This is a genomic window from Streptomyces sp. NPDC051211 (genome assembly GCF_040689505.1).
Classification (GTDB): Bacteria; Actinomycetota; Actinomycetes; order Streptomycetales; family Streptomycetaceae; genus Streptomyces.
The window spans coordinates 496,724-512,141 of record NZ_JBFBAV010000001.1 but is presented as its reverse complement, the minus strand read 5'-3'; the positions used below and the strand labels follow the sequence as shown (position 1 = coordinate 512,141).

14 protein-coding genes are annotated in these 15,418 nt (G+C 72.4%); 1 reads left to right on the top strand and 13 read right to left on the bottom strand.

The window, feature by feature from the left end:
• Nucleotides 1-364 precede the first annotated feature (364 nt).
• A complete protein-coding gene (locus AB0447_RS02455) occupies nt 365-1,648 on the bottom strand; it encodes an adenylosuccinate synthase (protein ID WP_366474546.1) in 1,284 nt (427 codons plus the stop codon).
• A gap of 184 nt (nt 1,649-1,832) precedes the next feature.
• Between AB0447_RS02455 and AB0447_RS02450 the strand changes: the two genes are divergently transcribed.
• Nucleotides 1,833-2,684 carry a diacylglycerol kinase gene (locus tag AB0447_RS02450; protein WP_366474676.1) on the top strand — a complete coding sequence of 284 codons (852 nt, stop codon included), beginning with the start codon at nt 1,833-1,835 and terminating at the stop codon, nt 2,682-2,684.
• Nucleotides 2,685-2,882: 198 nt separating this feature from the next.
• Here AB0447_RS02450 and AB0447_RS02445 read toward each other — a convergent pair whose 3' ends face one another.
• From AB0447_RS02445 to AB0447_RS02390, 12 genes are all read right to left on the bottom strand, one after another.
• On the bottom strand, nt 2,883-3,809 hold the full coding sequence (locus tag AB0447_RS02445) for a serine protease (protein ID WP_366474545.1): 927 nt from the start codon (nt 3,807-3,809) through the stop codon (nt 2,883-2,885).
• A gap of 250 nt (nt 3,810-4,059) precedes the next feature.
• Nucleotides 4,060-5,265 (bottom strand): cytochrome P450, encoded by a 1,206-nt coding sequence (locus AB0447_RS02440; protein WP_366474544.1) that lies wholly within the window; start codon nt 5,263-5,265, stop codon nt 4,060-4,062.
• Nucleotides 5,266-5,291: 26 nt separating this feature from the next.
• A complete protein-coding gene (locus tag AB0447_RS02435; protein WP_366474543.1) occupies nt 5,292-5,960 on the bottom strand; it encodes a response regulator transcription factor in 669 nt (222 codons plus the stop codon).
• Nucleotides 5,957-7,237: a histidine kinase gene (locus AB0447_RS02430; RefSeq protein ID WP_366474675.1), complete on the bottom strand. Its 1,281-nt coding sequence runs from the start codon at nt 7,235-7,237 to the stop codon at nt 5,957-5,959. Before AB0447_RS02430 ends, AB0447_RS02435 begins: the two co-directional genes overlap by 4 nt.
• A 136-nt stretch (nt 7,238-7,373) precedes the next feature.
• Nucleotides 7,374-8,045 (bottom strand): response regulator transcription factor, encoded by a 672-nt coding sequence (locus AB0447_RS02425; RefSeq protein ID WP_366474542.1) that lies wholly within the window; start codon nt 8,043-8,045, stop codon nt 7,374-7,376.
• Complete coding sequence (locus AB0447_RS02420) at nt 8,042-9,343, bottom strand: sensor histidine kinase (protein ID WP_366474541.1); 1,302 nt, start codon at nt 9,341-9,343, stop codon at nt 8,042-8,044. Before AB0447_RS02420 ends, AB0447_RS02425 begins: the two co-directional genes overlap by 4 nt.
• 10 nt (nt 9,344-9,353) lie before the next feature.
• Nucleotides 9,354-10,550 carry an acyltransferase gene (locus AB0447_RS02415; RefSeq protein WP_366474540.1) on the bottom strand — a complete coding sequence of 399 codons (1,197 nt, stop codon included), beginning with the start codon at nt 10,548-10,550 and terminating at the stop codon, nt 9,354-9,356.
• A complete protein-coding gene (locus AB0447_RS02410) occupies nt 10,543-11,523 on the bottom strand; it encodes an alpha/beta hydrolase (RefSeq protein ID WP_366474539.1) in 981 nt (326 codons plus the stop codon). Before AB0447_RS02410 ends, AB0447_RS02415 begins: the two co-directional genes overlap by 8 nt.
• Nucleotides 11,524-11,642: 119 nt before the next feature.
• Nucleotides 11,643-12,053 (bottom strand): nuclear transport factor 2 family protein, encoded by a 411-nt coding sequence (locus tag AB0447_RS02405; RefSeq protein WP_366474538.1) that lies wholly within the window; start codon nt 12,051-12,053, stop codon nt 11,643-11,645.
• Between the two features lie 71 nt (nt 12,054-12,124).
• Nucleotides 12,125-13,933 (bottom strand): serine/threonine-protein kinase, encoded by a 1,809-nt coding sequence (locus AB0447_RS02400; protein WP_366474537.1) that lies wholly within the window; start codon nt 13,931-13,933, stop codon nt 12,125-12,127.
• A gap of 141 nt (nt 13,934-14,074) precedes the next feature.
• On the bottom strand, nt 14,075-14,650 hold the full coding sequence (locus tag AB0447_RS02395) for a MarR family winged helix-turn-helix transcriptional regulator (protein WP_366474536.1): 576 nt from the start codon (nt 14,648-14,650) through the stop codon (nt 14,075-14,077).
• Complete coding sequence (locus tag AB0447_RS02390; protein WP_366474535.1) at nt 14,643-15,281, bottom strand: DJ-1/PfpI family protein; 639 nt, start codon at nt 15,279-15,281, stop codon at nt 14,643-14,645. The genes AB0447_RS02395 and AB0447_RS02390 overlap by 8 nt, the downstream gene beginning before the upstream one ends.
• Between the last annotated feature and the right edge of the window lie 137 nt (nt 15,282-15,418).

Here is a 15,418-nt window from a genome sequence, read left to right as displayed (position 1 = left end):
CCCCGGCCCGGCTCCGAGCGGGGGCAAAGGAGTGGGCCCGCGCCGTGCGCGCCCCAAACCCCACCTCGGCCTCCGGCCTCCGTCCGGCCGGAGCCTCCAGGGGTGGGTGGCAAACCCCCGCCCCGCCCAGGCCCCGAGTGGGGGAAAAGAAGCGGCCCGCGCCAAAGCCCCCGCCCCCGGCCCGGCCCCGAGCGGGGGCCAAAGGAGCGGCCCGGGCCGGGCGCGCAAAAGCCAAGCCGGCTCCGCCCCCACCGCCGCGCCCCGCCCCGCCCCAGCGGGCCTCCGGGCATGCCGAAGGCGGGTCGCGCAGGTTTTGCGCGACCCGCCTTGGGTGTCGTACAGGCTCCTGTGGTTCTGGTGTTGCCTACAGGAAGGAGTTGATCTCGATCGTCTCGGTGCGGCCCGGGCCGACGCCGATCGCGGAGATCGGGGCGCCGGACATCTCCTCGAGCGCCTTCACGTACGCCTGCGCGTTCTTGGGCAGGTCGGCGAAGGTCTTCGCCTTGGTGATGTCCTCGGACCAGCCGGGCAGGTACTCGTACACCGGCTTCGCGTGGTGGAAGTCGGTCTGCGAGTAGGGGAGCTCCTCGACGCGCTTGCCGTCGATCTCGTACGCGACGCACACCGGGATCTGCTCCCAGCCGGTCAGCACGTCCAGCTTGGTGAGGAAGAAGTCGGTGAGGCCGTTGACGCGGGTGGCGTAACGGGCGATCACCGCGTCGAACCAGCCGCAGCGGCGGTCGCGGCCGGTGGTGACGCCGCGCTCGCCGCCGATGCGGCGCAGGTCCTCGCCGTCCTGGTCGAACAGCTCGGTCGGGAACGGGCCGGCACCGACGCGCGTGGTGTACGCCTTGAGGATGCCGATGACGCGCGAGATCTTCGTCGGGCCGACACCGGTACCGGTGCAGGCGCCGCCCGCGGTCGGGTTCGACGAGGTCACGAAGGGGTACGTGCCGTGGTCCACGTCGAGCAGGGTGCCCTGGCCGCCCTCGAACAGCACGACCTTGTTCTGGTCGAGCGCGTCGTTCAGGATGAGGGTGGTGTCGGCGACGTACGGACGGATCTGCTCCGCGTACTGGAGCATCTCCTCGACGATCGCGCCGGCCTCGATGGCCCGCCGGTTGTAGACCTTGGCGAGCAGCTGGTTCTTGCCTTCGAGCGCCGCTTCGACCTTCTGGGCGAGGATCGACTCGTCGTACAGGTCCTGGACCCGGATACCGACACGGTTGATCTTGTCGGCGTAGGTCGGGCCGATGCCGCGGCCAGTGGTACCGATCTTGCGCTTGCCGAGGAAGCGCTCGCCGACCTTGTCGAGGGTGACGTTGTACGGCGTGATCAGGTGGGCGTTACCGCTGATCAGCAGCTTGGAGGTGTCGATCCCGCGGTCGTTGAGCCCACGGAGCTCGGACAGCAACACGGAGGGGTCGACGACGACACCGTTGCCGATGACCGGCGTGCAGCCGGGGGACAGGATTCCGGAAGGGAGAAGGTGGAGCGCGTACTTCTGGTCGCCTACGACAACCGTGTGGCCGGCGTTGTTGCCGCCCTGGTAGCGCACCACATAGTCAACGGATCCACCGAGCAGGTCGGTGGCCTTTCCCTTGCCCTCGTCACCCCACTGAGCTCCGAGCAGCACAAGAGCGGGCACAGGCGTACACCTCTTCCGGATGGGGCATGTCCAAGGTCAGGGGGCGTACGACGATGTACACCGCAGGCTGAGCCGTCGGACCGGTACCCCGGAATAGACGAAGCCCCTGGCGCAATAGCGCAAGGGGCTCTTGCACAAAGATGCTACCCGAGGAAGGACCGAGGTGTCGGCTCCAGAGCCCACCATGAGCGAGGCGGGCGCGCCGGTAGGCGCCCTGCTGGTGCTCGTCGACCCGGTCGCCCGCCGCCTTGACGGCGAGTCCGTGCGGATCGCGAAGGACGTGCTGAGTGCGGGGGCGGCGGCGAAGATCTGTCTCCCGGAGACCCCTGAGGAGTTCGCGCGGGCGCTTGCCCGCCGGGGTCATCGGCGCCCGGTGATCGTGGGGGACGACCGGGCGCTCGTGCGGACGGTGGGGCTGTTGCACCGGGAGCGGGCGCTGGCTGCGGCGGGGGCGCTGTCGCTGGTGCCGGTGGGCCCGGTGTCGGCGCTGCCGCTGGCGCACGCGCTGGGTGTTCCGACGGGCACGGTGGCGGCGGCGCGGGCGGTGCTGGACGGCGCGGTGCGGACGTACGACCTGCTGGTGGACGACAGCGACGGGGTGGTCCTGGGCGGGCTGCGGATTCCGCCGCTGCGGCCGGTGGCGGGTGCGCGGCGGCCGGTGGCGGCGCGGTCGGTGTGGAGTGCGTGCCGGTCGCTGGTACGGACCCTGGGGCGCCCGCCGGTGGCCGGGGCGGGGGCTGCGGCGCAGGTGGCGGCGGTGTACCGGCTGCGGGTGGAGGCGGACGGGGTGCTGCTGGCGGATGTGGACCGGCCGGTGGAGGACGTGTCGGTGGCGGGGCGGGACGGGCTGGCCGAGGTGGTCGTCCGTACGGGTGATTCGCAGGGCACGGTGACGGCGTTGGCCCGTTCGGTGACGGTGTCGGGGGCGGATTTCCGGTATCGGGCCGATCATGCGGTGGCGGGGCCGGTGCGGCGTCGGACGTGGACGATGCGGCCGGCGGCGTGGGGCCTGACGGTTCCCCGCGACCCCTCCTGACGGGGCGGGCGCCGACGGCACCGCCGGACCCGGCACCGCCGGACCCGGGCCCCGGCCCCGCTCCAGCCGGCACGCGAACGCCCGCTGCCCCGGCTGTGAAGCCGGGGCAGCGGGCGTCGGAAGGTCCGAACGGCCTGAACGGCCCGAAGGGTGCGAAGAGGCCGAACAGTCCGAAGGGTCCGAAGGGTTCGGACGAAGCTAGTTGCGCAGCTGCTTCGAGACGGTGTTCGCGTACCAGCTGTACTTCACGAACACCGGGTAGGCGCCCTTCCACACGCAGTCCTTGACGACCCACGAGGTGATGCCGACCACACGGCCGTTGACGACGAGCGGGCCGCCCGAGTCACCGTTGCAGATGGTCGTGGTGCCCGCGTTGCTGCCGCTGGCCGGCTTGCCGACGCAGAGCATGTGGCCCTTGATGAAGCGGTTGCCCCAGACGTTCGGGCTGCTGCACTTGGAGTCGGCCTGGATGGGCATCCACGCCTTCTTCAGGTTGGGCGAGAGGTTCGGGCTCTTGGAGCTGGTGCGGCCCCAGCCGAGCGCCAGGGCGCTGGTGCCCGGCTTGTAGGAGGCCTTGTCCGAGGAGGTGGTGACCTTGATCGGCTTGGCGTTCGTGGGCTTCGCGAGGGTCAGCACGGCCACGTCGTTGTCGATCTTGCTGGCGTTGTAGGCCGGGTGCGCCCACGCCTTCTTGACGGCGAACACCTTGCCGCCGTACAGGCTGCTGCTGTCGGCACGGTGGGTCGCACCGGTGACGACGGCGCCCTTCTTCCAGTTGCGGTTGACCACGCAGTGGGCGGCGGTCAGGATCTTGGTCGGGGAGACGACCGCACCGCTGCAGAAGTAGCCGCGGTTCTGGCTGTCCGTCGAGAAGACCTGGGCCATGTACGGGTACTGCTTGATGCTGGCCTGGCTGCCGCCGATGATCAGCGCGTCCTTCTCAGGACCGACCGGGTTGGTGTCGGTGTAGTTCTTGATGATGCTCATCAGCTCGGCGTCGGTCGGCTCGGCCGACTGCGCCGCGGCGTTGGCGGGCGCGGCCAGGGTGGCCATCAGCGCCGCGGCTATACCGGTCGCGGCGGCGGCGAGGCCGGAGCGACGGCGCGAGGACTTGGCAAAGAACATGATCTCCCCGTGGTCTGTCGAAGCAGATACGCGGGGGACAGGCTGTGGAAGCGCGGATTTGCGCGGAAACAGACATGGCACAGCAGCACGGCATCGCAATGGATGCCTGTGTGCCCCCCCGGCGTGCGACATGAAAATCCTATGACATGTTGCGGCCAAGTCCGGCCATTAACGGGCGCGTGTCAGGCACGGGTTGAGCACACCGGCCGAGGCCACCGGGGCGGTCGGGCCACGGCTTCGACGGCAGCGCCTAGCAGGTGACGAGGAGCTCCCGCAGCCCGCGGATCACGTATCCGTCCTGCCACTGCGGCTCGCGCACCAGTTGCAGCGGCGGGACGTCCGAGTCCAGGAACGCGCCGAAGGAGGCCATGAGCTCCAGCCGGGCCAGCGGCGCCCCGAGGCAGTAGTGGATCCCGGCCCCGAAGCTGAGATGCGGGTTCTCCCGCCGTACCAGGTCCAGCTCGTCGGGGCGCTCGAACCGGGCCGGATCCCGGTTGGCCGAGCCGAACAGCAGAGCCACCTCGCTGCCGCGCGGCAGGACGGTGTCCCCGATCCGTACGTCGTCCAGCACCCAGCGCTCGAACATCTGCAGCGGGGTGTCGTAGCGCATCAGTTCATCCACAGCTGTGGACAACTTTTCGGCGGGACGCTCCCGCAGCTCCCGCAACTGCTCCGGATTCCGGAACAGCGCCCACCACCCGTTCACCGTCGTATTGACGGTGGCCTCGTGGCCCGCGTTGAGCAGCAGCACACAGGTGGAGATCATCTCCTGCTCGCTGAGCCGCCCCTCCTCGTCGTGGGCGGCGATCAGCGCCGAGATCAGATCCTCCCCGGGATCCGCGCGCCGCTGCCCGATCAGCCCGCGCAGATAGGCACTGAACTCGACCGACGCGGCGACCGCCCGCCGGGCCGCCTCCTCGCTCGGCCGCAGCTCGAACATGCCGCAGATGTCCGCGGACCACGGCCGCAACAAGCCCCGGTCCCCCTCCGGCACCCCCAGCAGCTCGGCGATCACCGCCACCGGCAGTGGCTCGGCGACCGCCGTCAGCAGATCCCCGCCGCCCTCCGCGACGAACCCGGCCACCAGCTCACGCGCCATCCGCCGCACCGTGGGCGCCAACTGCTCCACCGTCCGCGGAGTGAACGCCTTCGACACCAGACGCCGCACCCGACCGTGCGCAGGATCCTCCAGATCCAGCAACCCGTTGGCGTTCAGCACGTGGAACGGCTCGTGCTCCGGGGGAGGCGCCGTCCGGCCGAACTCCTCGTGGGAGAACCGGTGCAGATACGTCCGCCCCAGCCGCCGGTCCCGCAGCAGCGCACTCACATCCGCATGGTGCGGCACCAGCCACTGCCCGGTCGCTTCACACCACATGGCCCGCCCCTGCGCCCGCAACTCCCGGTATGCGGGGTAGGGATCGGCAACGAACGCGGGGTCCCACGGATCGAAGTCCATCCCCGCACCCTAGATCCCCCGGCCCGCTAAGAGGGGGTCACCAGGCGGGCCTCGTATGCGAACACCGCCGCCTGGGTGCGGTCGCGCAGGCCCAGCTTCACCAGGATCCGGCTGACATGCGTTTTGATCGTGGACTCCGCGATGACCAGCCGGTCGGCGATCTCCGCATTGGACAGGCCCTGCGCGATCAGGACCAGCACCTCCGTCTCCCGATCCGTCAACTCGGCCACCGCCACCCGCTCCGAGGGCCGCGGGGTGTCCGACAGCCGCGAGAACTCAGACAGCAGCCGCCTGGTCACCGACGGCGCCAGCAGCGCCTCACCGGCCGCCACCACCCGGACCCCGTCCGCCAGCTGACGGGCCGACGCATCCTTGAGCAGGAACCCGGACGCCCCGGCCCGCAGTGCCTGGTACACGTACTCGTCGAGGTCGAAGGTCGTCAGGACCAGCACCTTCGCGTCCGCGTCCGCCGCCACGATCTCCCGGGTGGCCTCCAGCCCGTTCAGCTCCGGCATCCGGATGTCCATCAGCACCACGTCCGGCCGCAGCGCCGCCACCTGGGCTATGGCCTCCCGGCCGTCGACCGCCTCACCCACCACCTCGATGTCCGGCATCGCGTTCAGCAGGACGGAGAAGCCCTCCCGGACCATCATCTGGTCGTCCACGATCAGCACCCTGATCGCCGGCTCGCTCATGCCGCGTCCTCGGCGGGCAGATTGCGCACGGGTATGAACACCGCCACCTCGTACCCCCCTCCGCTCGTCTCCCCGGCCGTCATCTCCCCCTCCAGCATCGCCACCCGCTCCCGCATCCCCGTGATGCCGTGCCCGGCACCCGTCGAAGGCCGCACCTCCCCGGTCGGCGGATCATTGACCACCCGCACCCCGAGCCCGCCCAGCACGTACGACACCTCCACCCCGGCCCGCGCCCCCGGCGCATGCCGGAGCGTGTTGCTCAACGCCTCCTGGATGATCCGGTACGCGGACAGCTCCACCCCCTGCGGAAGCTCCCGCACCGCACCCGTCACCGTCTTCTCCACGCTCAGCCCGGCCTCCCGGACATTGGCCAGCAGCCCGTCCAACGCGGCCAGCGTCGGCTGCGGGGCATCCGGCGCCTCGTAGTCCGCGGACCGCACGACCCCCAGCACCCGCCGAAGTTCGGTGAGTGCCGCCACCGCGTTCTCCCGGATGGTGACGAACGCGGCCTCCAGCTCCGGCGGCGGATTCTTCACCCGGTACGGCGCAGCCTCGGCCTGGATCGCCACCACCGACATGTGGTGCGCGACCACGTCGTGCAACTCCCGGGCAATGGTGGTCCGCTCCTCCAGCAGCGTCCGCCGATCCCGCTCCACGGCCGTCACCTCCTGCTGCGCGGTGACCTCCTGCTCCGCCTCCACCCGGATGTGCCGAACGCTGATGGCCAGCAGCACGAACGCCGACACCACCACCATGTTGAACACGTTGAGCGGCTGGCCCCGGCCCAGCACCGTGACCATGACGGCGCCGAGTCCCACCGTGATGACCCACATCCAGGCGGACACCCGAGGACCGGTGCGTATCGCGACCACCGCCAGCACGGTGAGGTACGCGAGGAAGGAACTGGGCGTCCAAGGCCAGGTCATGTAGCCGGGATCCAGCACGGCCAGCACCGAGGTGCTCGCCACGACGGTCCAGAACGCGCCGATCGGCCGCATCAACGTCATCAGCACCGGGATGCCGGCGATCAGCCCCAGGAACAGGGACGGCAGCGGAGCCGAGAACCAAAACCCCCAGCCGTCCATACCGCCGAGGACGACCACGACGAAGGCGACCAGACCCACGGCAGCATGCGGGGCGTGCGCAGCCATCGGACGTATCTGCTCCGGCAGCCGCCGCGCCAGCGCGCCGTCCGTACGCATCGGCGGCAGCGGCCGGTAGGCGAAGGCATCGGTGAACAAATCCCGGCGCAGGGCTCGCAGGAGCCCTGACGCCATACGGAACTCGGGTGTCCGGGGCGTCCCCCCGGCAGCGGTCTCGGTCACATACAGAACCGTAGGCCCGCCGCCCCCTCGTCCGCGTCGCCGCTGATGGGGATCTCCGCACCTCCCCCTCAAGTACTACCCGGACCCCTCAATAGCCCGTCGGACGGACCAGACCCGTCTCGTACGCGAACACCGCCGCCTGAGTGCGGTCGCGCAGGCCCAGCTTCACCAGGATGCGGCTCACATGCGTCTTCACCGTCTGCTCCGCCACCACCAGATGCGCCGCGATCTCCGCGTTCGACAGGCCCTGCGCGATCAGCGACAGCACCTCCGTCTCCCGCTCGGTCAGCTCCCCGAGCCGCTCCCTGGACGGTGCTCGCGGTGCACCCAGCCGGGAGAACTCGGTGATCAGCCGCTTGGTGATGTTCGGTGAGAGCAGCGCCTCGCCCGCCGCGATGACCCGGACCGCCTCCGCGAGCTGGTCGGCCGAAGCGTCCTTGAGGAGGAACCCGGACGCGCCGGCGCGCAGCGCCTCGTACACGTACTCGTCCAGGTCGAAGGTGGTCAGCACCAGCACCTTCACCGTGGCCCCCGGCACGCCGGTGATCGTGGCGGTGGCCTCGATGCCGCTCACACCCGGCATGCGGATGTCCATCAGGACCACGTCCGGGTCGAGCTCTGCAACCTTCGCGACGGCATCCGCGCCGTCCACGGCCTGACCGACCACCTCGATGTCGGGCTGGGCGTTGAGCAGCACGGTGAAGCCCTGCCGGACCATCATCTGGTCGTCGGCGATCATCACCCGGATCGGCGTGGTCATGTGTCCTTCTCTGTCGGTGGGTCCATCGGGAGTACCGCGGTCACCTCGTACCCGCCGCCGGGGCGGGGGCCGGCGGCCAGTTCGCCCCCCAGCATGCCTGCTCGCTCCCGCATCCCCAGCAGGCCGTGCCCGGCGCCGGGAGAGGGCGGGGCCGTGCGGGTCGGGGCGGAGTTCGCAACACAGAGGTGCAGTTCGCGCGGCCCGTACGCGATGCCCACCTCCACCCGGGAACCGGGCGCGTGGCGCAGGCAGTTGCTGAGGGCCTCCTGCACGATGCGGTACGCGGTGAGTTCCACGCCCGGGGTGAGCGGCCGACGGACGCCGGCGATCTCGGTGTCGACCTCCAGGCCGGCACTGCGGACGTTCTCCACGAGTCCGTCGAGATCGGCGAGGGTGGGTTGCGGGTGGTGCGGGTTCGCCGGATCTTCCGGGTGTTCGGAGCGCAGTACGCCGAGAACGCGGCGGAGTTCGGTGAGCGCCTCCAAGGCGTTCTCCCTGATGCCGGCCAGGTTCTCCTTCAGCTCCTCGGACGGGTTCTCCACCAGGTGCGGGGCGACCTGGGCCTGGATCGAGATCACCGACATGTGGTGGGCGACGACGTCGTGCAGTTCGCGGGCGATCCGGCTGCGCTCCTCCAGCAGGGTGCGCTGGGCCCGCTCCGCCTCGGTGAGGGTCTCCTGCTCCTCCAGCTTGCCGCGCGCCAGCCGCAGCGCGCGCAGGGCATAGCCGAGGACGGCGGCGAAGCCGAAGAGGAGTACGGCCGAGAGCAGGGTGTCACCGCTGCCCGGAGGGGCCGCAAGGCCCTCCGCCAGCCAGGTCAGGATCACCACCAGCGTGACGGCCTCGGCAGTGATCCGCGGCGGTACGCGCAGGGCGAGCAGCAGGACCACCACCGCGAACGCCGGGAGGGCGGAGGGAGTCCAGGGCCAGGTCTGCCCGCCGTCCGCACCGTGCGCGACGACGGCGGCCGCCCAGCCGGCCGCGGCCAGCCCCAGCCAGAACCCGGCCAGCGGGCGGAACAGGGCGACCAGGATGGACAACCCGGTCAGCAGGCCCAGGCCAGCCGGTGCCCCGCCCCGGATCCCGTAGTGCGAGCCCATCTGCTCCGCGGTGAGGAAGGCGAAGAACACCGCCACGTACCCGACCAGGACGTGGGGCAGCCAAGCCAGCCAGCGTGGCCTGCGCATCTTCGGCAGCGGGTCCCGCTCGATGGTCAGCAGATCCCGGACGACGGTCCACACCGCCCCGCGCAGCCGTGCCGGGACGGTGGCCGGGGGACGGGTGTTGTGCTCGGTCACGTGGTTCAGCCTATGCATGGGTGATCTCTCGGGCGGTTGCCGGCCGTGCGCGGGCGGCCTCGGTCCTGCCCCCGTTCCGGTGGCGCGGCCGCTCGTACGCACGGAACGCGGCCCAGCACACCAGCAGCGCCAGCGCGAACACCGGCAGCCACAGCAGCCGGGCGGGTATCCACCCGGGGCCGTCCGGGACCGTGTGCAGGCCGGGCAGATCGGCCCCGGCCAGCAGGCCGGTGGCCGTGACGGCCATCATCGCCGTCTGATGCCACAGGAAGATCGTCATCGCGGACAGGTTGGCCAGCGCCACCGCGGCCCAGGCCCGGGGCCGGCGCATCGCGCGGGCCAGCGGCTCGCGCAGCAGCAGGGCCAGCCCGCACTGGGCCAGACCGAAGGCGACCGCGGCCAGCGTCGGCGGGTTCAGGTTCGACACGGCCGCACCCGGCACACCCACCATCGAGGCCGGGTACCCGCACCACAGGACCAGCGCGGCCGTGGCGGCGCCCCCGCCGACGAGCAGCCCCAGCGCGGCACGGCGGCCCGCGAACGCGCCCCGCGACCAGGCGGCACCCAGGGTGTACGGGACGAGCCAGCCCGCGGCCACATTGACCCAGCCGGTCCATTCGGGCGCACCGAACCCGAAGCGGGCGAGGTCCACGTGCAGCACGACGGCCAGCGGCCACAGCGGATGCAGTCGCGCCACCAGCGGGGTCGCCGCGGTCAGCACGGCGAACACCACCAGGAACCACAGCGGGGAGAGCGCCAGCTTCAGCAGGGTCCGCACCGTTTCGGGCGCGCTGCCGCCCAGCAGCATCCCGGCGGTGGCCACCGCCCACAGCGTCAGGACGGCCGCGACCGGCCGGAACAGCCGCCCGAGCCGCCGCCCCACCCATTCCCGGTACGTCGTTCCGCGGGCCCGGGCCGAGGCGTAGCTGCGGGCCGCCACATGTCCGCCGACGAGGAAGAACACGGCCAGCGTCTGGAACACCCAGGAGACCGGGGCCAGCCACGGCATGTGCACCAGCGGGCTGGTGGTGCTCAGCCCGCCGTCCGCCGTGGTCAGCGCGGTGACCAGCCAGTGGCCGAGGACCACGCCCAGGATGGCGAAGGCCCGCAGGGCGTCGACGCTCCGGTCCCGTCCGGCCGGGGTGCCGGCGTCGATCCGGTCGGCCAGGGCCGCCCAACGGGCGGGCAGTATGCGGAGGTCAGGCACGGCGGGCCTCCCGGGCGGTGCCGAGGACGATGCGGGCGAGGCTGTCGAGGGAGCGGCTGCCGGGCTTGAGGTAGTCGCTGTGGCCGCCGCTCCCGGCGGCGAAGGGAAGCGCCCCGAAGGCGGGGTCGACCGGGTCGGTGCCGAACCCGACGCCGGCCAGCCGCACATGCGGGACACGGGCTATCCAGTCGCCCGCCCCCCGCCCGGCCCAGACGCGGGCTCCGGTCGGCAGCGCCCCGGCGCGGTCGGCACCCGTGCCCGGGCTGCCGAACAGCGCCACGTCCGTCACGGCCGGGCCGGTCTCCGTGCGGGCGCAGACCACGGATCCGTACGAGTGGCAGAGCAGGGACAGCCGCGCCCCGGGGCGGGCCTGCTGTTGCAACTCGGGTATGAAGGGGCCCAGTTCGCGGGCGGCCTCGTCGGCCCGGCCCGCGGTGAGGACGGACGGGCTGACCGTGCCGGGCGTGTCGTATCCGAGCCAGGCCACCACGGCGGACTGCGGATGCTCCGCCTGGAGGCGCTGCTGCAGGGCGACCGCTCCGGCACGGAATCTCTGGTAGGTGTCCAGCGTGGTGTCCGACCCGGGGACCAGCACGGCGACCCGGTCCGCGGTCGCGAGATCGCCGAGCACCTCGACGGCCCGGCCGCCGCCCCGCCCGTCGAAGGCGAGGAACCGGGCGGCTCCGCCGGCTTCCATGGCGCGCAGCCGGCCGGCCCGCCCGGTCCGCCCGGCCGCCTCCGCCATCCGGGCCGCCTCGGTGAGGTTGGCGCGGTTGGCGGCGTACCGCTCGGCGGGGGTGGCGTCCTCCGCGAACACGACGGCGGCGGGCGCGGGCACCTGGGGGGAGGCGGCGGCCGACACGGGCACCGCCACGGCGGCGGTGACCAGCCCGGCGAGCAGCGTGCGCCGCAGACGGCCGGGCCGGCCGGGGCGGAGACGTCCGGGGCGGCGACGCTCACGGCTGCTGCTCATCGGCGGTGTTCCTCACTTCGGTCGGTGGCCGGAGAGGCGACTGCGCTCTCTGGTACCGAAGTTAGGAATCAGCGCCGGTGGTCGGCGTCACGCTGCAGAGCGGGCTTTCCACGTAGCTCTCAGGTATGAGGGGGGAGACCTGAGAGTGGTTCGACATGGCCGGCCCGCCAGCGCGGGGCGGGGTCCTGGCCCGGGCTGGTCCAGTACTCCCGGGCCTCGGTGATCTCCCCGTCGCGCACGGTCCACCACGAGACCGCGCGGTAGACGACGTGGTCCTGCGGGATCTCCACCTCGGTGACGACCAGGTCCCCGTCCGCGAGGATGCGGAGGAGTTCCACCGAGCGTTCGGGCCTGTCGTCGGCGTAGGAATCATCACGGTTCACGGCAATGAAATTGTCCCGCCCGACGATCCGTTCACCGCTGACCGGCCATTCGATGACCACGTCGTCCGCGATGAGGCCGGCGACTCCGTCCCAGTCGCGCGCCTCGATCCGCTCCCACAGTTCCGCAACTATTTTCAACGGCTCCATGCGCGGCAGTGTGCGGCGCGCATTTACCCGGCAACAGGCTTTACTTGCAGGCTTATTGACTTCGACACAATTCAGCGGTGGTAGGTCAGCGGCGGATTCTGGCCACCGACCAGTTCCCGGACGAGAGTGCCGTCCCCCTGCAGAGTGAGCCGGCTCCACTGGCCGGGATTGCAGGAGGCCGGAGGGCCGTAGGTGACGGTCGACGGACTCAGCTCGACCGGCGGTCCGGCCGACTGCAGGGTCGCCGACCAGCCGCAGTCGAGGGTGGGGGAGCGGACGGCCAGGCTCATCACCCGGTCGCCCACCGCGCCCTGGGTGACGGTGAGCTGCCAGGACTGGCTGCCGGAGGTGGCCGTCCAGGTGCCGAGGTAGCCGGCCGGGATGCCGCCGGTGCCCGGTGCGGGGGTGGCCGCCGGCGTCGCCCCGCCGCCCGCGACGGGGCTGCCGGGAGAGCCCGTTGCCGCGCCCGTCGGTGCCGTCGGCGCCGCCGTGGACGTACCGGTGGCCGGGCCGGTGCCGGTACGTGGGGACGCGCCCGGGGCCTGGCCGTCGCCGGCGCTCATGACGGCGTACACCGTGCCGCCCGCCGCTATCGCCACGACCGTGGCCACGGCGACCAGGAACGCGGTGCCGGCGGGGCGTGGCCGCTGAGCCGGCACCGGCGCGGCCGCATGCGGCGGCGGGGGCGGGTAGGAGAAGACCGGGACCGTCGCGGGGGCCGGGCCGTAGCCGGGAGCCGGCCCGTAACTGGGGTAGGCGGGGACCGGCGCGGCCAGCGTGGGCGGGTCCGGCAGCGGGCGGTGGTCCGGCCGAGGATGGTGGTGGTCCGGCTGCGGGTGGTGGTCCGGCCGAGGATGGTGGTGGTCCGGCTGCGGGTGGTGGTCCGCCTGCGGGAGGTGGTGGTCCGGCCTCGGGCGGTGGTCCGGTCCCGGGTGGTCCGGCCCGGTGTCCTCGCGGTCCAGCAGCTGTACGGCGTGCCGCCCCAGCTGGGCCACCAGCGCGCCCGGAAGCCACGGTTCGAGCGCCTTGCCGTCGGCGACGGTGTCGCCCGCTCCGACCAGCGACAGCAGCTCCGCCGGGGTCGGGCGCCCCGCCGGCTCCTTCTTCAGGCATCCGGCGACGAGCTCGCGCAGCTCCGCCGGGACGGCCGTGAGGTCCGGTTCCGCTTCGGTGATGCGCAGCAGCAGCGGGGCGAGCCCGCCGGCGCCCTCCGGGTCGCCGAAGGGCAGCGCGCCGGTGGCGGCGTACATCAGCACCGCGCCGAGGCAGAACACGTCACAGGCCGGGGTGACCGGCTCGCCGAGGATCTGCTCGGGGGCCATGAACCCGGGGGATCCGACGAGTTCGCCGGTCCGGGTGAGGCCGGCGGTCACGGTGCCGGTGTCCTCCAGGGCGCGGGCGATGCCGAAGTCGATGACCCGGGGGCCGTCGATGGTGAGCAGGACGTTCGACGGCTTCAGGTCCCGGTGGATGAGGCCGGCGCGGTGGATGTCCTGGAGGGCGTGGGCGAGGCCGGCGGCGAGGATCCGTACCGAACGGGTGGGCAGCGGGCCGAAGTCGCGGGCGACGACCTGGCGGAGGCTGGGGCCGGCGACGTAGCCGGTGGCCAGCCAGGGGGTGTCCGCCTCGGTGTCGGCGTCGAGGACCGGAGCGGTCCATCCGCCGCCGACGCGGCGGGCGGCGGAGACCTCCTGGCGGAAGCGGGTCCGGAACTCCTCGCGCCGGGCGAGCTCGGGGTGCACGAGCTTGACCGCGACGGTGCGGCCGCGGTCCGACCGGGCGAGGTAGACCTGGCCCATGCCGCCCGCGCCGAGGCGGGACAGGAGCCGGTAGGGCCCGATGCGGTGCGGGTCCCCGGGATGCAGGTGTTCCATGGCCATGTGGTCCCTCCCCCTGGGCCGGCCGACGGGCCGAGGATAGTGGGCCGCTCGCGGAGCCCGCAGGGGGAGGGGCGGTGACGGTTCCATTCCGCTTGTGGGCGCCACGGGGGGTGGCGTGCGGCCGGCCCGGCCGGCGCCGGCTCAGGGGGTGTTCTGCTGCGGGGTTCCCACCGTGTCCATCGCCGCGGCCAGCCGGTCCAGGACGCGGACGGTCTCGGCGAAGGCGGCCTCGCCGAGTTCCTCCGCGAGGCGGGCGGCCAGGCGGGCGTGGCCCGGTTGGATACGGGTGATGGCGGCACGGCCGGCGTCCGTCGGGTGAAGGAGTTTCGCCCGCCGGTGGGCCGGGTTGGGGAGGTACTCGGCGAGGCCCTGCGCCACCAGCAGGTCCGCGATGCGCTGGACGCTCTGGCGGGTGATGCCCATGGTGCGGGCGATGCCCGCCACGGGGAGGGGCTCCTGCAGGACCGCGCCGAGCACCTGCCACCAGGCCGCGGTCAGCCCGGCGGGCCGGGCCAGTTCCTCGGACACGGCGAGGAACTGGCCGTTCAGCCGGAAGATGCCGATGGCCGTCCGACTGAGCAGCTCCTGCCGGCCCCGCTCCGACGCGGGAGCCGCGCCCGGCTCCGCCTGCCCAGCCGACCGCGGCCCGGCCGACCCCTGCCCGGCCGACCCCTGCCCGGCCGCCCCGTCGTCCCCCACCGTGACCGGCTCAGGCATTGCCCTCCTCCGCAGCCGCCATCAGCACCGGGTACGCGCTCGCGTCCGAGTCGTGGAAGAGGCGGTACCAGGCGTCCAGCACCTCCGGTCCGTACGTGCCCAGCCGGGCGAAGACCTCGCGGGCGAACGCGACCGGTTCGGTCGGCCCGGCCGTGATCAGGTCGCCGTCCGTGACCGCGTCCGCCTCGACGTACCGCTCGGCGCCCGCGTAACCGGTCCCGGCGAGGTAGAACGTGGCCGCGCTCGTGTGGGCGCGGGTGTCCAGCAGGCCCTCGCGGGCCAGACCCGCCGTGGCGCCGCAGATCGCCGCGACCGGCACCCCGGCTGCCAGGAACTCGCGGGCCTTGGCCGCGAACGGGGCCAGCGAGTCACCGGTGTCCCAGAGGTCCGCGCCGGTGAGGATCAGCAGGGAGGAGTCCGCCGGGTCCAGGTCCGCCAGCGCGGAGTCCGGCTGGATGCGGATGCCGGCCATCGTCGTCACCGGCTTGTCCGCCGCGAGGGCGACCGTGCGGATCTCGTAGCCGCGCTGGGCGAGGTGGGCGGTGGTGTGCCCCGTCTCCCAGTCCGCGTACGTGTCGTAGACCGCGAGGTGGACCGGCTTGCGCGGGGTGGTGTTCACGGGACTGGTCATCGTGCTCTCCTCCGTCGTCGTTGCGTCGTTGCGTCGTCGTCGTTCCGATCCCTGCTTGATGACAACAGGCTGTCATATCGACAACATGCTGTCAATCAATCCGACGTGAGGTGTGCGGACAGACTGCCGAGGCCGGA